This is a genomic window from Xanthomonas sp. NCPPB 1754, from assembly GCF_041475725.2.
Taxonomy (GTDB): domain Bacteria; phylum Pseudomonadota; class Gammaproteobacteria; order Xanthomonadales; family Xanthomonadaceae; genus Xanthomonas; species Xanthomonas euvesicatoria.
Genome location: NZ_CM192982.1, coordinates 147,669 through 168,907, shown reverse-complemented (window position 1 = coordinate 168,907; position 21,239 = coordinate 147,669). Strand labels below are relative to the sequence as shown.

General features: G+C 60.5%; 19 protein-coding genes and 1 pseudogene. 8 read left to right on the top strand and 12 right to left on the bottom strand.

Translation table 11 applies throughout. From position 1 onward, the window contains the following. Nucleotides 1–9: 9 nt before the first annotated feature. Together treS and ACCQ15_RS00715 are read right to left on the bottom strand one after the other, a co-directional pair. Nucleotides 10–3,360, bottom strand: coding sequence for a maltose alpha-D-glucosyltransferase (treS, locus tag ACCQ15_RS00720; protein WP_372381100.1), 3,351 nt, complete (start codon nucleotides 3,358–3,360; stop codon nucleotides 10–12). Further along, nucleotides 3,357–6,479 (bottom strand): maltotransferase domain-containing protein, encoded by a 3,123-nt coding sequence (locus ACCQ15_RS00715; RefSeq protein WP_372381099.1) that lies wholly within the window; start codon nucleotides 6,477–6,479, stop codon nucleotides 3,357–3,359. Before ACCQ15_RS00715 ends, treS begins: the two co-directional genes overlap by 4 nt. A gap of 865 nt (nucleotides 6,480–7,344) precedes the next feature. Here ACCQ15_RS00715 and ACCQ15_RS00710 point away from each other — a divergent pair. Together ACCQ15_RS00710 and ACCQ15_RS00705 are read left to right on the top strand one after the other, a co-directional pair. Next, entirely contained in the window at nucleotides 7,345–7,833 is a 489-nt protein-coding gene (locus tag ACCQ15_RS00710) for a MarR family winged helix-turn-helix transcriptional regulator (protein ID WP_372381098.1), read from the top strand. Between the two features lie 7 nt (nucleotides 7,834–7,840). Beyond that, complete coding sequence (locus ACCQ15_RS00705) at nucleotides 7,841–8,698, top strand: SDR family oxidoreductase (protein ID WP_372381523.1); 858 nt, start codon at nucleotides 7,841–7,843, stop codon at nucleotides 8,696–8,698. Between the two features lie 172 nt (nucleotides 8,699–8,870). Here the strand turns inward: ACCQ15_RS00705 and ACCQ15_RS00700 are convergent, their stop codons facing one another. The 5 genes from ACCQ15_RS00700 to ACCQ15_RS00680 form a co-directional block, all read right to left on the bottom strand. Beyond that, nucleotides 8,871–9,347 (bottom strand): hypothetical protein, encoded by a 477-nt coding sequence (locus tag ACCQ15_RS00700; protein ID WP_372381097.1) that lies wholly within the window; start codon nucleotides 9,345–9,347, stop codon nucleotides 8,871–8,873. A 349-nt stretch (nucleotides 9,348–9,696) separates the two neighbouring features. After that, nucleotides 9,697–10,017 (bottom strand): hypothetical protein, encoded by a 321-nt coding sequence (locus ACCQ15_RS00695; protein ID WP_136733424.1) that lies wholly within the window; start codon nucleotides 10,015–10,017, stop codon nucleotides 9,697–9,699. A 656-nt stretch (nucleotides 10,018–10,673) separates the two neighbouring features. Next, on the bottom strand, nucleotides 10,674–10,859 hold the full coding sequence (locus ACCQ15_RS00690; RefSeq protein ID WP_372169077.1) for a DUF4279 domain-containing protein: 186 nt from the start codon (nucleotides 10,857–10,859) through the stop codon (nucleotides 10,674–10,676). 289 nt (nucleotides 10,860–11,148) lie between these two features. Continuing rightward, entirely contained in the window at nucleotides 11,149–11,658 is a 510-nt protein-coding gene (locus tag ACCQ15_RS00685) for a hypothetical protein (protein WP_206514465.1), read from the bottom strand. Nucleotides 11,659–11,820: 162 nt separating this feature from the next. Next, on the bottom strand, nucleotides 11,821–12,210 hold the full coding sequence (locus tag ACCQ15_RS00680) for a SymE family type I addiction module toxin (protein ID WP_372381096.1): 390 nt from the start codon (nucleotides 12,208–12,210) through the stop codon (nucleotides 11,821–11,823). A 551-nt stretch (nucleotides 12,211–12,761) separates the two neighbouring features. On the opposite strand from ACCQ15_RS00680, the gene ACCQ15_RS00675 reads away from it, so the two are divergent. The 6 genes and pseudogenes from ACCQ15_RS00675 (at nucleotide 12,762) to ACCQ15_RS00650 (ending at nucleotide 17,980) form a co-directional block, all read left to right on the top strand. Further along, nucleotides 12,762–13,418 (top strand): hypothetical protein, encoded by a 657-nt coding sequence (locus tag ACCQ15_RS00675; protein ID WP_506187847.1) that lies wholly within the window; start codon nucleotides 12,762–12,764, stop codon nucleotides 13,416–13,418. Continuing rightward, nucleotides 13,402–14,866: pseudogene (locus ACCQ15_RS00670) on the top strand (XVIPCD domain-containing protein). Before ACCQ15_RS00675 ends, ACCQ15_RS00670 begins: the two are co-directional and overlap by 17 nt. 767 nt (nucleotides 14,867–15,633) lie before the next feature. Further along, nucleotides 15,634–15,927 carry a transposase gene (locus ACCQ15_RS00665; protein WP_372171857.1) on the top strand — a complete coding sequence of 98 codons (294 nt, stop codon included), beginning with the start codon at nucleotides 15,634–15,636 and terminating at the stop codon, nucleotides 15,925–15,927. Beyond that, entirely contained in the window at nucleotides 15,924–16,259 is a 336-nt protein-coding gene (locus tag ACCQ15_RS00660) for an IS3 family transposase (RefSeq protein WP_372381094.1), read from the top strand. Before ACCQ15_RS00665 ends, ACCQ15_RS00660 begins: the two co-directional genes overlap by 4 nt. 48 nt (nucleotides 16,260–16,307) lie before the next feature. Then, a protein-coding gene (locus ACCQ15_RS00655) for an IS3-like element ISXac2 family transposase (RefSeq protein WP_089504397.1) occupies nucleotides 16,308–17,395 on the top strand; the annotation gives its coding sequence in 2 pieces (ribosomal slippage) (nucleotides 16,308–16,560 and nucleotides 16,560–17,395; 1,089 coding nt in all). A 54-nt stretch (nucleotides 17,396–17,449) separates the two neighbouring features. Then, nucleotides 17,450–17,980 carry an IS3 family transposase gene (locus ACCQ15_RS00650; protein ID WP_372381093.1) on the top strand — a complete coding sequence of 177 codons (531 nt, stop codon included), beginning with the start codon at nucleotides 17,450–17,452 and terminating at the stop codon, nucleotides 17,978–17,980. Between the two features lie 467 nt (nucleotides 17,981–18,447). On the opposite strand, the gene ACCQ15_RS00645 is transcribed toward ACCQ15_RS00650, so the two are convergent. From ACCQ15_RS00645 to ACCQ15_RS00625, 5 genes are all read right to left on the bottom strand, one after another. Continuing rightward, nucleotides 18,448–19,242, bottom strand: coding sequence for a hypothetical protein (locus tag ACCQ15_RS00645; RefSeq protein ID WP_372171853.1), 795 nt, complete (start codon nucleotides 19,240–19,242; stop codon nucleotides 18,448–18,450). A gap of 77 nt (nucleotides 19,243–19,319) precedes the next feature. Further along, entirely contained in the window at nucleotides 19,320–20,039 is a 720-nt protein-coding gene (locus ACCQ15_RS00640) for a toll/interleukin-1 receptor domain-containing protein (protein WP_506187861.1), read from the bottom strand. 123 nt (nucleotides 20,040–20,162) lie between these two features. Next, the gene (locus ACCQ15_RS00635) at nucleotides 20,163–20,327 is read right to left on the bottom strand and encodes a YodC family protein (protein WP_184388432.1); all 165 of its coding nucleotides are present in this window, start codon (nucleotides 20,325–20,327) and stop codon (nucleotides 20,163–20,165) included. Nucleotides 20,328–20,706: 379 nt separating this feature from the next. Next, entirely contained in the window at nucleotides 20,707–20,904 is a 198-nt protein-coding gene (locus ACCQ15_RS00630; protein WP_372381092.1) for a hypothetical protein, read from the bottom strand. 60 nt (nucleotides 20,905–20,964) lie between these two features. Then, nucleotides 20,965–21,174: a hypothetical protein gene (locus ACCQ15_RS00625; RefSeq protein WP_162998372.1), complete on the bottom strand. Its 210-nt coding sequence runs from the start codon at nucleotides 21,172–21,174 to the stop codon at nucleotides 20,965–20,967. Nucleotides 21,175–21,239 lie beyond the last annotated feature (65 nt).

The window sequence follows — 21,239 nt, the reverse complement described above, 5'->3', positions numbered from 1 at the left end:
CTCCACTCATCATGTGTCTCCTGCACCGGCGCGTGCGCGTTGCAGGATGCGTCGCAAGCCTTCGATCGGCACCATCAACCAGCCAGGGCGATTGGCCGCTTCATAACGCACTTCGTAGCAAGCCTTCTCCACCAGGAACAACAAGGTGGCTGCATTGAACGCCGCCGGCGCAATCCACGGATGGGCGCTGGCGTCGAGCACGGCATGGTAAGCGTCCAGGAAGGCATGTGTGGAGCGGCGGCGGAATTGCACCAGAAATTCGTCCAGGTGCGTGTCCACGCCAACACCCGCGCGGGCGGCGGTGCCTTCCTCGCCACGTGCCGACACTTCGCTGGCGTAATCGAGCGAGCGCAGGAAGCCAGCCACGTCGCGCAGCGGGCTGGCCTTGGCGCGGCGTTCGGCCAGCGGCTTGGCCGGCTCGCCTTCGAAGTCGATCAGCACCACATCGTCGAAGGCCACCAGGATCTGGCCCAGGTGGAAATCGCCATGAACGCGCGTGAGCAAGGAATCGGCCAGCACGCTCGGCGCCCTGGCGAGCAAGGCATCCAGCTGCGGGCGCTCGGCGAGCACCGCCTCCAGCGCCTCGCGTTCGGCGCTGTCTTCGCTGCCGGCCAGGCGTGCGTTGACGGTGTCCCACATCTCTTCGACCTGGCGTCCCACGCCGGCCACCACATCGTTGGCGGTGGGCAGGTCGATGCGTTGCGGCGCGAAGTCGGCATCGTCGGTGGCGCGCGACAGCGCTTCGTGCAACTCGGCCAGGCGCTTGCCCACCACGGCGGCGAAGGCATCGTAGCCGGCGACCGCTTCGGCGCGCGCCTCGTCGGTCTGCGCGGTGGCGTATTCGTCGAAGCTGCGCGCCAGATGGTCCAGCGTCCAGCGCCAGGCATCGCCCTGGTTGCGGATGAAGCCCTGCAACAACGCGATGGTGGTGACGGTGCCCTGCGCGTCGAGGCGGCTGACGCTGCCCAGCAGTGGCGCGGCATTGGCATAGCCCATCTCGGTCAAGCGGCGGCCGATCTCGATCTCCGGGTTCGCGCCTACGGCCACATGCCGCAGCAGCTTGAACACGGCCTTGTCGGCGACCACCAGCGAGCTGTTGCTCTGTTCGGCCGACAACCAACGAATCTCCGGATCTTGCGGGATATCCAGCGTTGCCAGTGCCGGGGTGGCTTCGAAACAGACCTGCCCCTGTTGCGAGGCATCGTCGCCGTCGCAGAAGTCCAGCGCTGCATTGCTGCGCAGCGCATCGATCACACCGCGCACCATGGGCTTGAGCGCAAACGCATCGGTGAGATAGCCCACCTCGCGGCCCTGGCGCACGCGCGCCAGCGCCAGCTGCTCGGCCAATGTGCTCGGCTGCTCGCGCTCCCACACGATGCCCACCGGCAGCATGTAGCGCTCGTGGCGGCCGTCTTCCAGCTCTACCTCCAGTTCCAGCAGCGTCATCGGCTCATCGCCCGGCAACGGCGTGCGGCGCGCTATGCGCACGCTGCGCAGCGCCTGGTCCTTGGCCGAGAACCAGCGTCGCGCCGATAGCCACGCCGGCAGGATTTCGCCTTCCAGGGTGGGCAGATGCGGCAGCAGTGCGGCGCTTTCGTCGGCATCGCTGCGCAATACCAGCGTGCGGTAATCCGGCAGCGGCACCGGGCTGGGGACATGCCAATCGGGCAACGTGCCTTCGCTGACCAGCTGGAAGGCATAGAAGCCGAACGGCGGCACCGTCAGCAGATAGGTCAACCGGCCGATCGGCGGGAAGCTGCCGCCACCGATGATGTCCACCGGCACCCGGCCTTCGAACTCGGACAGATCCAGCTCCACCGCCTGCAAGGTGTGCGAGAGGTTGGCCACGCACAACACGGTTTCATCCTGATAGCAGCGCAGGTACGCCAGCATGCGGCGGTTGCCCGGGTACAGGAAGCGCAAGCTGCCGCGGCCGAAGGCCTGGTAGCGCTTGCGCACGCTGAGCACGCGGCGGGTCCAGGTCAGCAGCGAATGCTGGTCGCGCATCTGCGCTTCCACATTCACCGCCTGGAAGCCATACAGCGGGTCCATCACCGGCGGCAGCACCAGCTGCGCCGGGTCGGCGCGCGAGAAGCCGCCGTTGCGGTCGATCGACCACTGCATCGGCGTGCGCACGCCGTCGCGGTCGCCCAGGTGGATGTTGTCGCCCATGCCGATCTCGTCGCCGTAATACAGCACCGGCGTGCCGGGCATGGTCAGCAGCAACGAGGTCATCAATTCGATGCGGCGGCGGTCGCGCTCCAGCAGCGGCGCCAGGCGGCGGCGAATCCCCAGGTTGATGCGGGCGCGGCGGTCGGCGGCATAGGTCTGCCACAGATAATCGCGCTCCGAATCGGTCACCATTTCCAGCGTCAACTCATCGTGGTTGCGCAGGAAGATCGCCCACTGGCAGCTTTCCGGAATCTCCGGGGTCTGGCGCATGATGTCGGTGATGGGGAAGCGGTCTTCGCGCGCGATGGCCATGTACATGCGCGGCATCAGCGGGAAGTGGAACGCCATATGGCATTCGTCGGCATTCTGGCCGAAATACTGCTGGGTATCTTCCGGCCACATGTTGGCTTCTGCCAGCAGCATGCGGTCCGGGTATTCCGCGTCCAGGGTGGCGCGGATCTTGCGCAGGATCGCGTGGGTTTCGGGCAGGTTTTCGTTGGAGGTGCCCGGGCGCTCGATCAGGTACGGCACCGCATCCAGACGCAGGCCATCCACGCCGCGATCCAGCCAGAAACGCATCACCTCCAGCACCGCTTCCAGCACCGCCGGATTGTCGAAGTTCAGATCCGGCTGGTGCGAGTAGAAGCGATGCCAGAAGTATTGCCCGGCCACCGGATCCCAGGTCCAGTTGGATTTCTCGGTATCGCAGAAGATGATCCGCGTACCTTCGTATTCCTGGTCGGTGTCCGACCATACGTAGAAGTCGCGCTCTGGCGAGCCAGCGGGCGCATGACGTGCGCGCTGGAACCAGGGGTGCTGGTCGGAGGTGTGGTTGATCACCAGCTCGGTGACGATACGGATGCCGCGCGCATGCGCCTGCGCCACCAGCTGCTCGAAATCCTCGATGCTGCCGTAGTCCGGATGCACCGCCATGTATTCGGCGATATCGTAACCATCGTCGCGGCGCGGGCTGGGATAGAACGGCAGCAGCCAGATGGTGTCTACGCCGAGTTCGGCGATGTAGTCCAGCTTGGAAATCAGCCCCGGAAAATCGCCGATGCCGTCGTCGTTGGAGTCGAAGAACGACTTGACATGCACCTGGTAGATGATCGCGTCCTTGTACCAACGCTGGTCGGCAACCACGGCCGACTGCTCTGCGTCGGCTTGTAACGATGCCACTGCATTCATGCGACCTCTCCTGCGCGGATGCGCCATAACGCGAACGGTCGCGTTGCCTCTAGACGGATGTGTTGGTATTTGCCGTGCCACGCGAAACGATGGCCATCCCACAGATCGTCCACGGCGACGCTGGCGTGGTCGGGCAGGCCCAGTTCCCACAACGGAATCTCGATATCGGCGTCCTGCCCGGCGTGCGGATCCAGATTGATCGCCACCAGCACCATGCTGCGGCTGCGCGACAGGTAGCCGGCATCCAGGAATTTGCCGTAGTACAGCACCTGGTCGTTATGCGCCTGGTAGAAGCGCGTGCCCAGGTGCGACTGCAGTTCCGGATGCATGCGGCGCAGCTGGTTGAAGCGGGTGATCTCCTCGACGATGTCGCCGGGCGCACGTTCGGGCCAGGCGCGCAGCTGGAATTTTTCCGAGTCCAGATACTCTTCCTTGCCCGGCGCCAGCGGGGTGGCTTCGCAGAGTTCGAAGCCCTGGTACATGCCCCACAAGCCTGAGAGCGTGGTGGCCAGCGCGGCGCGGATCAGATGGCCGTTGCGCCCACTGGTCTGCAGGAACAGCGGATTAATATCCGGCGTATTGACGAAGAAATGCGGGCGGAAGCATTCGCGCGGCACGCCCTCGTTCAACTCTTCCACATAGGCCTGCAGCTCGTGCTTGTGGTTGCGCCAGGTGAAGTAGGTGTAGGACTGCGAGAAACCGCATTTGGCCAGGCGGTACATCATCTTTGGCCGCGTGAAGGCTTCGGAGAGAAACACCACATCCGGGCGCCGGCCGCGCACATCGGCAATCAGCCATTCCCAGAACGGGAACGGCTTGGTGTGCGGGTTGTCGACACGGAACAGCGTGACGCCTTCGTTGACCCAGAACAGCACCGCGTCGCGCAGCGTATTCCACAGGTCCGGCACCGCGCCGCTGGCGTAGAAATCGACGTTGACGATGTCCTGGTATTTCTTGGGCGGGTTCTCCGCGTACGGAATCGAGCCATCGGCGCGCCAGGTGAACCAGTCCTTGTGCTCCTTCAACCACGGGTGATCCGGCGCGCACTGGATGGCAAAATCCAGCGCCACTTCCAAGCCCTGCGCACGCGCGGCCTGGATCAGACGGCGAAAGCCTTCCAGTCCACCGAGTTCGGCGTGAACTTCGGTATGCCCGCCATCGGTCGCACCGATCGCATATGGGCTGCCGGGTTCGCCTTCCACCGCCGTCACCGAGTTATTGCGGCCCTTGCGGTTGTTCAGGCCGATTGGATGGATCGGCGGCATGTACAGCACGTCGAAGTTCATCGCACGGATGTGCGGCAAGCGCTTGATGACGTCATCGAAGGTGCCATGCCGGCTCGCATCGCCACTTTGCGAACGCGGGAACAGTTCGTACCAACTGGAAAAGTGCGCCGCGCGGCGCTCGGATTCCACCCGGAAGGTGACCGGATATTCCGAGCGGAATGGCTTGTCGTCGGCCAGCGCCATCGCCTGCGCGGTGTCCGGCTCCAGCACGATGGCCAGCTGCTGCAGGGGTTCGCTCTGCGCACCGATGCGGGTGAGCACTGCCTGCAGGCGCTCGGCCAGTGCACCGTCGCTGCGCGCCTGTGCGGCCTGCACTGCCGCAATCGCCTCCTGCACATCAACCGGCAGCACCGTACTGGCAGCACGTTTCTTTTCCAGATCCGCATGCAAGGTGGCGAAGACGTCGCGCCAGGCTTCCACGCGAAATTCGTAGGTGCCGATGCGTTCCAACGGAAACTCGGCCCGCCAGCGGTCATTGCCCAACGCACGCATTGGCGCGCTGGCCCAGGTCTTGGCGTCGGCCGGACGCCACAGCACCGCCACCGCGATGCGGTCATGCCCATCGCAGAACGCGTCGGCCTCCACGCAAATGCGGTCGCCCACCGTGCGCTTGACCGGAAAACGGCCGTTATCCACCGACGGCGTCACCGACTCGATGCACACGCGTGGCCAGGTACCGGCGGTCTGCGCACGCGGGCGCATGCGCGGCACGGCCAGCACATGGCGCGCCGGCACGCTGCGATACACGCGCACTTCGCCCGGCTCCAGCGCCTCCAGCGTGGCCCCGGACAAGGTGCGGCCATCTTCGGCCACCAAGGCCTCGGCATCGCCGAGCAGCCGCAACAGGTCTGAGGCCGGCACCGGCACCACATGCCGGGTGTCGCCGTTGATCAGTAACAAGGAGGGCAAGCCGCCCAGCGGCTCGATCGCCACCGCGGTGAGCCCGGTCGCCTCACGCAGCAGCGGGCGCAACCGCATGCCAGCATTGCTGGTTGGCAGGCCGTCGGTGATGCGGATCGACGATGGCAATGCCGCCAGGTGCGCATCGTCCAGCAGCCATGCCCCGCCCAACGCCAGCGCCAGCGCCAGTTGCCAATGCTGCTCGGGCGCCGCGGCGCGCTTGCCATCGGGCGCGTCCAGCACGGCAACGACCTGCGCGGCCAACGCACGCAGTGCGCTGTCTTCGTCGAAGAACCAGCTGCCGCGGCCATCCCACCAGGCAAGCGACGAAAACGCCACATCGAACCCGGCACCGGCCAGCTGCTGCAAGGCCTCCAACCCCAGACCCGGCGTCCACGCCGCGAACACCACCTCCGGCGCCTGCGCGTGCACGCGCGCGATCAACTCGCGCCAGCGCTGTACTGGCACCTGCTGCGGCTGCAGCAGCCGGAAGCCACCCACGCCCTGGCCCACCCACTCCAGCAGGCGCGCACTCCACCATTCCACCAGCGCCGCACCTTCCTGTGCGTAGGCAAAGCGGGCTTCGGCCACTTCCGGCGTCGCACGCGGCTGACGCGGGTCCGGAACCGCGGTGCTGCGCGCGCGGAACCACTGTGGGTTATCGCGCACCACCGCACTGGCACCGCCCACTTCGTCCAGGCGCACATCGATCAACAGCTTTACCCCCGCACGGCGCGCCGCCTGCACCGACTCGTGCAGGCGCTGCATTTGCGTCGGGGCACCGGCCGCCGGCTCGATCAAACGGCCTTCGGCATCGCGCTCGAAGGGCGCGGCCATCACCACGTAATCGCAGCCAGCCTCGCGTGCCGCCACGCAGCGCTGCTCCAGCCCGGTCGGGTCCTTCAGTGCGTCATTGAGAACACAGATGCGCATGGCGCCCCCTCAGCGAACAACGGCGCGCAGGGGCGCCATTACGAGTGAAGCCAGCGCCTGCTTGCCGTTTGGCAGTGATGCGAGCCTTTGCTCACCACACCCCGCACCATCACCTGCACGTACCGAACCTTTCCGTATTGACACACGCCGGCACGCTGCCCGACCGACCCTGCCACCCGTGACTGCACTCATGCGCGACTCCGCAACGATTCTTGACCCATGCAGTCAAGCACCCCCACTGCGAATTTCATGTGTCGGTGGAATTGACGAAAATCAAACAAGCGCGGCTGTGGTGTGTCAGTGGAGCGCCTACCATTACCGTGGCGATCGCGTGCGCTTCTTGGTGACAGGGGCCACGTAAGGAAGCCTGACCCACGCACTGCAGGCCAACATCTCGACCAACTGAGGAGTACATCAGCTGGGTCGCTGCCACCAAGACAAGCGCGTCTCTCAACGCTGTTCGTCTCGCTGGCCAATGGCATCGGATCGAGCAAGTACCTTCAGGATCAGACCTTGCGCATCAGTGGGCCTGACGTCCATGTGACATAACGCTTGAGCGCTACCACGAGAACGGCATGCTCTGCTGCATTCACGCTACGTGTTCGTCCAATGACAATGGACCGCTAAAACCATTCCATTGATTATTTTTCAATTGATTTGCAGGCAAGTCTCTCTGCATTCGACACCAAGCATGCTCGGCCGGTCTGCGTCGATTGCATAGATGCGCTCGCAAGACGAAGTACCCGAGCGGCCCGCTTTTCATTCGTAGCGAGCCATGTCTCGTAACCAGACCTTACGCTACACAATCACACGCAGCTCACTTTTCAATTGACAACATGTTGTCGACTTGAGAAAGAGCCTTCGTATGCAGACCGACAACGAGCATGTCCGCGAGTTGGCGCTAGCAGTGTTCGCGGCCAATGGCCGCTTGGTCAGCGCTGGCAACGAGCTGGTTGCCCACCTGGGGCTCACCAGTGCGTGGTGGCAGGTGCTAGCCGCGCTGCGTTACGCACCAGCGCCGCTGCCCGCTGCTTCCATTGCACGCAACATGGGCCTCACCCGGCAGGCAGTGCAGCGCATCGTGGATGTACTTGCCGAGCAGGGGCTGGTCGAGTTCCAGCCGAATCCACATCACCTACGCGCCAAGCTCGTTGTCCTTACCCGCGCAGGCATCAAGGCCGTCAGCGGCGCCGAAAAGGCCGTTGCCCCCGTCGATCAAGCAATCGCGGACAAGATCGGCATCGATCGCATCCACGATGCCGTCCGCACCCTTGAGGAGATGAGCGCTGTCATCTCGGAGTATCTGGGTGAAGTGCCCAGCGCTTCCAGTTCCATCGTCAAACTGCAGGAGTAATGCAATCATGATTCTGGTATCAGGTGCCACGGGTGGTATCGGCGGCGAACTGTGTAGGCAGTTACAGCAAGCGGGCACGCCATTCCGCGCGATGTGCCGCAAGCAGGAGCAGGTGGACAACCTGCAGCAGAAGGGCATGGATGCCGTACTGGGCGACTTCGACACACCCGAGACGCTGCAAGGCGCAATGCAGGGCTGCCACACGCTGTTTCTCATCACCCCGCCCACTCCCGAGCAAGTCGCTCAGGAGACGGCCGCCATCGATGCAGCCAAGCGCGCCGGCATCGGTCGGATCGTGAAAGTGTCGGCATCCGATTGCAACGTGCGTTCGCCGGTGCCGTGGGCGAAATCGCATGCGCTGATCGACCACCACCTGCGCGCCTCAGGCATCGCGTGGACCATCCTCAAGCCTACCGCGTATATGCAGAATTTCCTGTGGTTCAAGGATCCGATCGCCAAGGGCGTGTTCCCGATGGCGGCAGGCCGGGGCAGCGTGTCGTGGATCGACACCCGCGACATCGCACGCGTGGCGGCCACGGTACTGACCGAAGAAGGGCACGCAGGTGCAACCTATTTCCTCACTGGTCCCGAGACGCTCGACATGCAGGCAGCGACCTCGCGTCTATCGAAAATCATCGGGCGCAAGGTCCGTTATCTCGACCTGCCAACGCCGGTGTTTCGCGTATTGATGCGTGCGACCGGCAACTCGCCGTGGATGGCCAAAGGCCTGACCGTGCAATTCGCAGATGTGGTGGCAGGCCATCACGACATCGATCCCACGTTCGAGGTCAAGCGACTCACCGGGAAGCGCCCGCATACATTCGATGACTTTGTTCGCGATCATCGGCAGGCGTTTGTGGGTTAGCCGTTGGGGCCAGAGCAAGGGCTTCCAGTAGGTCCGAGCCGCCTTTTTGCCCAGATTCTGCTTCCAGTGGACCTATTTAACGGCCTAAACCCGCCCCCTTTTTCTTGCCCTTTGTGTCTTCAATTTTATCCAGCTCTGGGGGGCCGCCGAAAGGGATCATGCTGGCTTCAAGTTAGGTTTCCCCCGTACTCTCAGCGGGTATTTTGCGTGAAAAATAGCCAACGCACCCGATGCCCACCGTGGAAAAATATTCTCCCTGCGGCTCTTCCATATCCGGACGCCACAACGCAAGCTCAAGTTCTGGAAACACGTAGCTGTACCCCAACTCTTTATCAAAAGGATCGAAAGGAGTAACTGCAAGGAATTTCTCGACGAGCCCTGATGCTGGCGTACTAAATACACGTTGGCCGAGGCACAGAACCTCAAATCCGCAATTCGCGGAGAGCTCTATGAACTCCACGCTCGGCTCGATGCCCCCATAAAAAACCTGAAACCCGTTGTGATGCCATGCGTCTGTAGGATAGGCAGACGTGGGAACTTTTCTGAAGCTAGTTGGAGGCGCCCCCATGACAGCATGAACTTCGGCGCGGGACATGCCGAGCTTTACAAGGCCGACACCAGCCGATGGAAAAATTTCAATAACTGTCATAACACCAGACGGATAGATTAAGACAAGTTCTGCAAAGCACGACAACGGCGATAATGGGGTCAGATTAAGTTTTTAGGTAACCCCGGCACCGTTTCTTTCACGTTGTAGATAAGCGCATAGCGCCTGCCACGCTCACTGGGAGCACAGCCACCTGAGCGAGCAAAACAGGGCAGAATGTGCTCCCTGCGCACGAACATATAACGCTACTGCGTTCACTTCCCACTGATCGAGGCGTGGGAGCTCAACGGCGCATAAAGGTGTTGTGTGTGGTGCGATGTCCATGGCAAACAGGGCGTGGCGCTATTCCCGCTGGCTCAGAAGCAAATTCCTGAGTCAGCGGGCAACCCCGTCAAGGTGTGTAGCCCCACTGCCCGATGATGGCTTCCAGGGTGGCTTGATTCACCGGGACGACACCTGGACATGTCATCAGATATGTCCGGCGCGCCGCCGCTGTGGCCGCCGAATCGAAGTGCGGGTCCCATATCTGGATGGCGTGGAAGGCTGCGATCGGCGCTGCGCATTCGGCGCTCGGTTTGCCGAAGCCGGACACGGCGGCCATGCAGAGAAAAACCGAGCAAGGGTCCGCCGCCTGGGCGCTAGCTGGGACGCCCAGGCCAAGGCCGAAAGCCGCAGCCAGTGCAAAAGTGGCGCCAATGGAACGTAGCTTCATGATGAATACCTCCCTGGTAATGGTTGAAATGACATGCATGTCTCTGGGCAACTTGCGCTAGGCGTGGCTCAGCGAGACAGCTCCCAACGCCGCTTGTCTATGGCGTCGGCTGGTCACCTGGTTTTCCGTCTTCGCCGAATGGCGCTGGTCAGGTTATCATGTCGACCGTGCGCGGTGTGAGGATTTGGCACGGCTGGCGAGCCACCGGGACAATGGACGCTGGCGGCCAGTCCAGCCCTGCGGGGCGTCAGACGCGCGCCGCCTGATCCTTCCGTCTGTGACTGCATTCGACCGCGGCCTCCATGCTCATGAGCGACATGAACCAGCGTTGCAAGAGCTCTGCCATCACGACGGCCTGTGACCGCCGCGTGGTGATGGGATGTGGGCGAAGACTGCAGTTAATTTGACTTACTAGTTGCTCCTGACTGCGTTGCTCTGCCGCATGAAACTAAATACAAAACTCCAAATATTGATCGGCTCATACGCCTCGGAGATGGGCGTGCGCTCGAGGTAGCGCCGCGGCGGGATCTAGGGGTCGAGCGAGTGCCAGCCGATTTCGTGGGCGGCGGCACAGTCGCACGCATCTGACCTCTGGGTTAAGCCGCTCCCCAAAACAGGTTGGCATTTAATAGATCTGCTAACGTGGTAGAGGATCTCTAGCGGGTTGGGTCATAGATATCCAAGTCTAAGGAAATACCTCTTTGTCCAAGCGCCAACAGGGCTTTAGCAGAAAGAGCTAAACCGTCATTCCTTCCAGCCATGAAGATGCCGCAGAACAGATCGGGCTGATAGCGATTGCTCAAGTGTTCCCACACGGTCAAGTCTTGGGTGAGCTGGTTCAGGATTTCGAAAATCTGTGCCTCGAGATCCTCAGGCTCGCGTTGCGTTGAAGTCAGTCTTCAGCTGCCAGTCTTGGCAATGCGCACTGCGCCGTTCTTCAACTTAAGTTCTTGCCCCTTATGCCTGGAGGCCGTTGGGCTGCCCAAAAGCAACACGCTGATCTCGTCGGGCACCAGATCGTCTTCAAAGAATCGGAGTGTTGCTACGGAATACTCTAGCGCTCCCATTGGACTCCAATGTCTGAATTAACCCGTACCGCAAAGCGGCGTCGGCTTGGACGAACTACCAGGCCTACTTCTGCGTTGACGCATGCGCGGCCAGGAACCTGGTGATGCTATCAGGCTCGCGCTTGGATCCAGGCAGCCATTGAGGCAGCCACTCAGTGATCCGTGCGCCGCTTTGGTGCTGATAGACGCCTGGACTGGGTTCATTGATCGATTCCAGCTGCCGCACCAAGACCACGGGTGGCTCGGCACCCTTGTGCGCCTGCGAGAAGGCCAACGCCGACTCGTATTGCGCGAACGCGGCGAAGTAGTCATCGTCTCCAGCCAGTGGCACCGCTCCCTGCTCGGGATGGAGCCAGACCCTGTACTCAAGGACGTGGTCATAGAAGTAGCCACCGCCAGACTTTGACCGCCCTGAATAAGTTCCGACAAGCGATGGCTCTGCTGCCAACGGATAGCGACTCTGCTGTGATACAGACTGATCAACGTGTGCAGATGAGAACGGAGCGACTGGACGAGAGCACGCCGCGACGACAAATGCCAACAATACTGCGATAAAAAAGTTCGCTTGTTTCATCGCTGCCAAAGTAGGATCTAGCCTCTGTGTTAAGCCGAGTCGCGGAGCAACTTTGGCTTGGATAGGTTGTCAGGTAACCCGGTAGTCCAAGCACCACCTCAAGCACAGCGCTACGCATGCTGGTGTGCAGTGGTATCAGCATGAAGCTCGTCGAGTCGGTGGCTACCGCCAATTGTTGGCTGCCTTGTCTGTCGCCTTCTCGCCATCATCCGCCACGCTGACGACCAGCTCGCCGTTGCGCATGTGGATGTGGAGTTTGCTGCCGATGGTGAAGCCGAGTTGTTCCAGCCAGCGGCCGCGCAGGCGCAGCGTGGGGATGCGTTGGTGGCTGTCGGGGTAGTAGCCGTAGCCGACGGTGCAGTGTTGCGGGGCACGCGGGTGGCCTGGGCGGCGCGGCTTGTTGGGGTCGGGGCGGGGCTCGGGGATGGGGGTGCGCTCGAGGTAGCGCCGCGGCGGGATCGAGGGGTCGAGCGAGCGCCAGACGATCTCGGTGGGTGGTGGCACCGTGGCGCGCTTGCGCGCTGGCTTGGGACTGGACGTGGATCGACGCATGGCAAAGCCCTCCTTGACGAACAGGCCCCGCCGCCGGGTGGCGACGGGATGTCGGGAGGTTAGAAACCGAAGACAGACGGCGGGCGTATTTCCCCGAAGGGTGTTGTATTAGCCACCCTCCCGACGCAGGCAACGCGTCGGCTGCGCCAGCAGGAAGCTGCAGGCACAAAAAACCCACCGGGATTTCGGAGGTGGGTACCGCTGTCTTAGGAGTTTCTACGCTCCGTGACCAAAAGACTGCTACGCGCTGCGTGACATGTCAACTGGCTGATGCTGGCAATCTGGAAAGCGTTGATGGAAGATACTTGCGTCAACGTTTGAGCAGCAGGGTCAGAGTTGGATTGAACCTAGAGAGATTGCTACTCCAAGCGCACCCCCACCCTCCCGCAAATAGCTTTACGTTCCCTCGCTATCCATCACTATCGCGCCACTCAGATTCGGGCGCGGTAGTGCATGACACAGACGGCACGGGTGACAATTGACCAGCAGCGCGATGCCGCGTGAGTCGCAGGATCCCAACGATAAAAATTAGCTTCCGAAACCTGTTTCTCTTGCTGCTGCTTTCACTAGCGCTGCCAAGTGCATGTGCTCGCACACCCCATGAAGCAAAGCGGGATGCAGGCACGTCATCTGCTGCGACAGCGAGGCCGCCCCCTCAAGAGAAGAGCAGAGGTATCGACAACAGTGCCGACATCGTCTCTGCGAATACTACTTTGCAAGAATTGCAGCGCCGGCTGCTGCGCTTCATTGATGGACTGACAGTGCCAGCGGATCTGGACTATCCCCAGATGGAGTCAGCACTTGGCATCAAGCTTGGACCACCGTCTGATCCGGCATACCCGTGGCGTGAAGTAAAGGAAGTCCCTCTGGTCGATGGCTATGAGCTCTACGCGACGCATCGCCCAACGAAAGATGGATTCTCGCGGATAGAGGTTGCAGTGACTCTACCTGACCATAGCGACCCCACGCGCGTGCCTACGTCCACCTGCATTTGGCAAGCAGAAGCACTTTCCAAAGCGCTCGAAGGGATGGGATATACGCGCGGCGGGCAGCGGCCGTTTCAGGGTGGATGGCTACGCCAGCATTGGCGCGCGATCAACGGCGGAAGTCAGATTTTTTCGGTCTCATTGCTTCTCTATCGAACCAATGAACAAGGCAGTCCACAAGAGTGCGCTTATAGCGTCAAGATCGATGGAGGCAAGCCATGACCGGGTTGACCCACGTATCGAGCCTCTACTTGCCCAGATGGCAAAAGACCCTGCACTTCCTGCTGGTGCAGAGGACAGCATTCGCCAGACGATCGCCGAATCACCTTATCTGTCGAACCTGCTAGGTGATGCCATTGAGAAAGGTCGAATTGGCGCGATCGCTGTTTCGCATGGACAGAACAACGGCGGCCACTTCCAGGATGGTAAGGACGGCAAGGCGGGCACACTCAACATCAGTGAAGCAGCGTTCAAAGATTTCACAGGGTCAGAGCGCATCGACTATCTGACCGAGGTCATGGGCCATGAAACGATGCACGGCGTATTGGCCCAGCATCGTGCCGACGCCCTTGCCGGGTTTCGGCAAGAGTATGGGTAACCGGATGCAGGAAGCCTACGACAATCGGGAAAATCAGGTCGACCTGACTGGCCCTACCCGTGTTTACCTGGATTCGACTCGCGCAGACGAAGCACTGTCGGAAATCTCGGGAATGCGTGCCCTGCATGATCGAATCAAACATCTGAGCCCTAAGATGCCCGACAGTGTGGTTGAGAAGGAGTTGCTCGACCGGTCGAGTAATCGGTGTGTCGTGCGACAACCGAACGGCGCTCCGCAGTTTGCAGACGGACTGACCTACGATGCACTCACCAAGCACCCTTTTACCCGCAACGATGCGCTGACCAAATCTGTTGAGCACTGTTTTTACGACAGCAGCGGCACGCTAGGCCCACATGGCGATTCCGACTATCGGAACTACTATGGCGTGAATCCGATCAGTCACATCGCGCAAAACTACGCGCATCTGGCGCATGACCGCCAGCCTCCGGATGTCCGCATCGATCTCAAATCCTTGGGCTTTGACCCAAGGCAGCTGGAGCGCAACGGGCTGGAGCTGGGGTCTCCGAAGACGTTCAACATCGTCGACCTGGGCAAGGACGGCTATGGCATGGTCCAGCTCAAGGACACTGGCGCACGCGGCGTTAGCTCTCCCAATCTTGCGACGCCGAATGAGCCAAGCCGCACATTGACCCCTGCAGAAGCGGGGCACCCGGACCATGCCATGCATCAGCAGATCCGAAGCAAAGTGGAGCAGCTAGACGCCGCCAACGGCCGCACGTTTGACGCCACCAGTGAACGAATGACAGCCAGTCTGCTGACGCTAGCCAAAGACAATGGAATAACCCGGGTGGATCACGTGCTGCTCAGCGAAAAGACCAAAGACTCGCCCACTGCGCAGACCCTGTTTGTAGTGCAAGGCGATCCAAAGGATCCGGCCATGCTGCGCGCCCATATGCCAACGGCCGACGCCGCGCAGCGGCCTGTTCAAGAGAGCTTTACCCAACTGGAATCTGTCAACCAGCGCTTAGCGCATGAGCGCACGCAAGAGCTGGCAATGGAACAGCAGCGCTCACAGGAGCAACAACAGCGCGGCCCCGTTCCGACACTTTAAGGCGATGAAATGTCCGCACAGTCATCATCAAAGGCTAGCAGCCCTTGATCGACAAGGAACAGGAGCTGATGCCTAAGTGAATCTGACTCCGTTCTTCTCGCCTCTAATGATTTGTTAGGCTTTTACCCACATCGGCTCGCCAGGTCGCGGCAGGCCCGCAGTGAGCAGGTGCTTGTGTGCTGAACAGAAGACCTCGTTGTACCACCCATAGTGCGGATCGTTGCATATGGCAGTTGCGAGACCCGGCGGCAGCTCATCTTTCGGGGTGCTGAGACAGGAGCGAAGATGTGCAACTACCGAGCCGGGCTCCGGCCAGTCGCATAGCACCGGCTCACGCTCAACCATGTTTCCGCGAGCGATCTCCTGCGCCACGACTGCCTCAAGCTCAGGACAAAGTGGTGCTCTTTGCTGGACCATTTCCTGCGTGCCTCCGAAGGGGGCCTAGATTTTTACACGGAAGGCCAGGCCCGGATTGCCGGGATTGATTCTTGGATAGAAGCGTTTGGTGTCAGGACACGGAGGCGGTTTTGGGTTAATGTGAACTGGCCACCTTCTCTGAACAACAGCGCGTCCTTGTTCCGTCGCTTTGAGGCGATGATTTGCTCGCAGCTATCATCAAACAGTTAACAGCCCCTCACTTTGGAATTGCAGCGTTGGCGGCAAGCTTGAGAAGAAGTTGTTTCAGGCTGACGTATAAAGTGAACCTGGGCTACCCCTGATATCTCGGACACCCAAAAGCGAGGACAATCCTCGCACGGAGGTGTTCGATGCAGAAGCGTCAGCAATTCACTGCCGAGTTCAAGCGCGAAGCCATTCGACTGCTTAGGGCCGGCGATCGACCAGCAGCCGTGATCGCGCGTGAGCTGGGGATTCCGCGTAACCGGCTCTACAAGTGGGCTACTGATCTCGATGCGAAAGGGGCGTCGGCGTTTGCTGGGAGTGGGCGCCCCAAGGCAAGTCAGGACGAGTTGGCCGTGCTGCAGCGCGAGTTGGCTCGCCTGCGTGAAGAGAACGAGATCTTAAAAAAAGCGGCGGCGTATTTCGCGCGAGCACTGCCATGAAGTACGCCTGGATCCGTGAGCAAGGCGAATACCGGGTGCGTCGGCTCTGCCACGCACTGGGGGTATCTCCGAGCGGCTATTACGCGTGGCGCGGACGCCGTCCTGGAGCGCGTGTGCAAGAGAACGCGCGGTTATTGGAGCGGATCAAAGACATGCACCTGCAGACGTATCAAGCCTATGGTGCCCTGCGCATGTGGCAAGCCCTGCGCCAGCACGGTGAAACCTGTGGCCGGCATCGGGTAGAGCGACTGCGTCGAGCGCACGGCATCGGCAGCAAGCGCCGTCAGCGCTATCTGCGCACGCGTAGCACCGGTAATCCCCCCGCCCATTAGCAGACGCCAGAAGTGGAATTTTCTCGTACCCTTTCCCGAGGAGGTTCCATGAAGAAGTCCCGCTTTACCGACAGCCAGATCATCGCCGTGCTCAAGCAGGCCCAGGCCGGTGCGCCCGTGCCGGAGCTGTGCCGCGAGCACGGCATCAGCTCGGCCACGTTCTACAAGTGGCGTAGCAAGTTCGGCGGCATGGACGTGTCCATGGTCGCACGCATGAAGGAGTTGGAGGAGGAGAACCGCCGGCTCAAGAAGATGTACGCCGAGGCGCAGCTCAGTACCGACCTGCTGAAGGAAGCGCTCGCAAAAAAATGGTGAGGCCATCTCAGCGACGCGAGATGGCCCAATCGGCAGTCACGAGCGGGCGCACGAACATCCGCCACGCCTGCCAGACCTTCGCGGTGAGCCAGACCTGCTTCCGCTACCAGGCCAAGGCCAGCGAGCAGAACGCCCGGATCGCCGACTGGCTGGTCCGCCTGACGACCGCCCATCGCGACTGGGGCTTTGGCCTGTGCTACCTGTACCTGCGCAACGTGAAGGGCTTTGGCTGGAATCACAAGCGGGTCTACCGGATCTACCGCGAGCTGGAGTTGAACCTGCGGATCAAGCCGAAGAAGCGGCTGGTGCGTGAGCGGCCCGAGCCTCTGGCGGTGCCGGAGGCCATCAACCAGGTCTGGTCGATGGACTTCATGCACGACCAGTTGGCCGACGGCCGCAGCTTCCGGCTGTTCAATGTGCTCGACGACTTCAATCGCGAGGGGCTGGGGATCGAGGTGGATCTGTCGCTGCCGTCAGCCCGGGTGATCCGATCGCTGGAGCAGATCATCGAGTGGCGCGGCAAGCCCGCCGTGATCCGCTGCGACAACGGCCCTGAATACATCAGTGGCGCGTTGCTGTCCTGGGCACAGCGGCTTGGCATCCGGGTCGAGCACATCCAGCCGGGCAAGCCACAGCAGAACGCCTACGTTGAACGCTACAACCGCACCATCCGCTACGCCTGGCTCGCCCGCACCCTGTTCGACACCATCGACCAGGTGCAGGACAAAGCCACCCGCTGGCTATGGACGTACAACCACGAGCGCCCGAATATGGCGCTCGGCGGCATCACGCCTGCCATGAAGTTGGCGATGGCCGCTTAGCTCCACTTCTGGCGACCGCTAGAAGTGGGGGGGTTACCCACCTACCAACGCACCATGGTGGCGCCGAACCGCTTGGCATGGCCCTTCGTCAGCCCTGGACGCGATCGGGTCTGGGTCGCCGATATCACCTTCGTGCCCACCCGCGGCGGTTGGCTGTACCTGGCAGCGATACTGGACATGCACAGCCGTCACCTTGCGGGCTGGGCGATGGGCGCTCGTGCCGACCAAGCCCTGGCCAGTGCGGCGTTGGAGATGGCACTACAACGCCGTCGACCATCAAAGGGCACCATCCATCACAGCGATCAGGGCTCGCAGTACACCAGCGGCGCGTATCAGCGGCAGTTGCAGGCGGCGGGCTTGGTGGCAAGCATGAGCCGCAAAGGCATGCCGTACGACAACGCAGTGATGGAAAGCTTCTTCAGTTCGCTCAAGCAGGAGCTGACGCACCACGAGCAGTTTGTAAGCCTCGACGAGGCACGCGCAAAGCTATTCACATACATCGAGGTGTTCTACAACCGCCAGCGCCTGCACAGTGCTTTGGGCTATCGCTCGCCGGTCGAGTTTGAAAGGACGGATGTTCCTTAATTAAACGGTCCGAGAAATCGGGGATGGTCCAACCTGACCCCGCTCTTTGAATGACTTCTTTTACTGACGTGATCCCTAGTCGCTGAGAAAACCGCATTTATCTCCCCTGTGGCCTAACACCTTGAGTTAAGCCGCGCCGCGGAGCGGCGTCGGCTTGAATTAATGGTTAGGCAGCAACTGGATTACCAGGGCTTCAGCTCTGGTCGATCCCGCTCCATGCAGCAAGACTCACCGCATGAGGGGCAATGACATCTTTTGGTACAACCCCCACTGCCTCTTGGCGCAGGTGTGGAATGACAGTTATCGCTACTTAAGTAGATGTAGCCGCAGTGTGGGCAAGTGATGTTGCCTTGGTGGTCTGGAGCGCAGTCACTCATTCTCTCTTCCCTCGGTTCGCTACTAAATTGGTCTGCTGCCTAACGCCTGAAATAAGCTACGTGCCGTAGGCACGTCGCTTGATTGATTTGTTAAGGCATCTGCGGGACCGCCACGCCGTTCGCCTGCAGCACGCCCAAAATCACGGATGAGCGATAGAAGTACGAGATTCCAGTGTGATGGCCGAGTTCAGCGCGCAGGTGACCCGCGTTGATACCAACCAGCTTTCCGTTGCGAGAGCCTTCCTTTCCGACCCATCCCTTTGCTGGTGCGTAAACGGGGCTTCCCGATGCTCCCCCGTGGGAGAACGCTTCGTAAGCGATGCAATGGCCGGCTGCTTTGCCGTTGAGGGAAAACTCGAACCGCGGATCAGATGCGATTCGTCCGCCACGCACAAGGGGCCGCTCTGCAAGTTTGTCGTGCTCATCAGGGAAGCCCGCGAAAGCGACCACGTCGAATGGGGTGAGCGCCTGCACATATGCATCGTCAGCAAGATCCTCCAGTGCAAAGTGATAGAAGATCTTGAGACTCGCCATGTTCTCTACAGGCCGGCAATGCGGATTGATGATGACAGCGACGTCGTCTAAAGGATCCTCGGGCACGCTGATTTGTGCAGCCGGATCGAGAGCAAAGCGATAAATCGAATCATCGTCTCGTCTACCGGTAACAACGACTCTGCGAAGCTGGAATTGCTTGTATTTTCCGGATGTCTCTTTGTAGGAAAGGTCAAGAACGTGGCGGTTAGTGACCAATGCAAATCCATCGGATTCGACACCGACTACAAATGCAGTTCCCTGCACAGATTTCGTTGTGCCAACGTCATCGGCAAACGTTGCGACAACCTTGTACGCGCTGTACAGAAACTGCTTCGGAAGATCAGAGAACATAGGGATAGCCTAACGCCTGAATTAAGCTGACCCGCGAAGCAGGTTCGGCTTGAACGAATTGTTAGAGCGCGTATCGTTTATGTCTGAAGTGCGACAAGCTCAGCAATCTTCTTGGCGACTACCGCCAACGTGTCTTCCGACGTATCTAGGCCACTTCTGGAAGCAAGCATAGGGCTGACATTACGAAGAGCGTCATAAGTCGTATTGTGGACGATAGGGACAAGCTGATTGCGTGCCAGCAAGGTCGAAAGCTCTCTGTCAGATACACTTTCTTCTTTTGGAAGACGCTCAAGAAGTGCGGGAGTTACAAGGACAAGCCCAATTTTTGAGTTTGCTAGCCCCTTGTCGATTGCGCGCATCATTGGCACGCCCAGGCCGAGGTCGGCTTCACTGAACCAGACCTTTACCCCTTCAGCTACAAGAAGCTCATGGAGCTCTTTGGCTGATCCTTGCCGATCGTTCCATGCGTGACATAGAAATACATCGCGAAGATCTGGTTGTTGTGCTGCCCGTGTTTCAACGACTTGGCGGACCGGCGTGAGTGAAACGATCTGAGCAGGTGTGTATGCAACGGACGATCCTGCTCGCGACCAGCGTGGCCGTGAGCCGCCGCCAGATCGGCTGCTGCCGCTACTACTGCCGTAGCCGCTCCCGCTGCTACCAGAAGACGTGTACGAAGGCGGTGTATATCCGCTATAGCCGCTGGAACCCCTGTAGCTGCGGTGGCGACAGGCTGGACAAGCCGCTTGGGCTGCTGCCGAGTGGTGTCCGCGAACCGGAGCTGTGCATTGAGTCATTTTGGTTTCCCCCGCTGGTTTTTTGGCGTGGACTAGCGACTGAATTTGTTTATGCGCTTTAACACTTGATTTAAGCTCGCTGCAAAGCGGCGTGAGCTTGGACAAACTGTTAGCGACACGGAATCAGACGCGCTCCAGTACAACAAGAGCGTAACGCTGCCCACGCGGCTCACCTTTTGAATCAAACCACTCGCAGTAAGCGTCACCATCATCGATCCAGGCAACGGTCATCTTCGGGCCACCGCTCTTAAGCGAAACAATCGATCCTGGCACAATTTCATTTACCATCTTAAAGCTCCTTGGTTGGAATGAGACGAAACTAGGTTACGGGTGCTAGCGCCTGAATTAAGCCGCGCCGCAAAGCGGCTTCGGCTTGAATGAACCGCTGGGACAATTCAAAGCCGAGCGATGACGCGAATCATATCCATGAATTCTCCTAGCACTAGAATTAGGTGACACGGCGTCGTGGCTGATGCTCGAATGAACTGTTAGCAACAAGCTTCGTCATCTTGCGACGGCGAGCCAGCAGCATGCGGAGTACCAGGAGTGCAGGAAATGCAAGGACAGCGACTCTCAGGTGTAGCGTCGGTGTCACACTCTCTTTCGGCCAGAAGCAAAGCCAGATCGCGAGTGCCGCGAGGCAGCACAGTGTCAGCATCAGCAATCGCTAAGCAGCGCGGACAGAAAACGGCATTGCTAACGCGGGAGCGGCCATCACCAGAACTTCGATGCCGCTGATCAATGTGCCGGTCTGTCCTTCACGTACCTGGCCTGCTGCAACCAGCGCCACCAGCAATGCGCCTGTCGCGGCGAGCATAACGCCGGCAAGGCCGGCGAGCAGCTTCAGGAGTTTTTGATAGCGCATTCTTTGCGTCCTAGTTCTTGCATTACGCAGCACTTCCGAGTGGCGTTGGCTTGAGGCCTGCTAGGACTTGTGACGCCGATAGTGGTTGTTGGTACTTGTGCTGCGGTAGCTGCCACCCTTGTGCGAGGCGCCGTGGCCTGCGCTGTAGTGACCGCCGTGACTGGTGGTGTGGTGCGATCCGGCGGCCCTGACGCGCGCTTGCGCTGTTGGGGTAAACACACCGAGTGCGGCCACACCCAGTGCCACGATGCTCCATGCCTTGCTCAACATTGTTTCTTCCCCCTGAAAAAATGTGTGGCTTTGCGGCTGCATTAAGTACTGCGTGGCTTGATCCT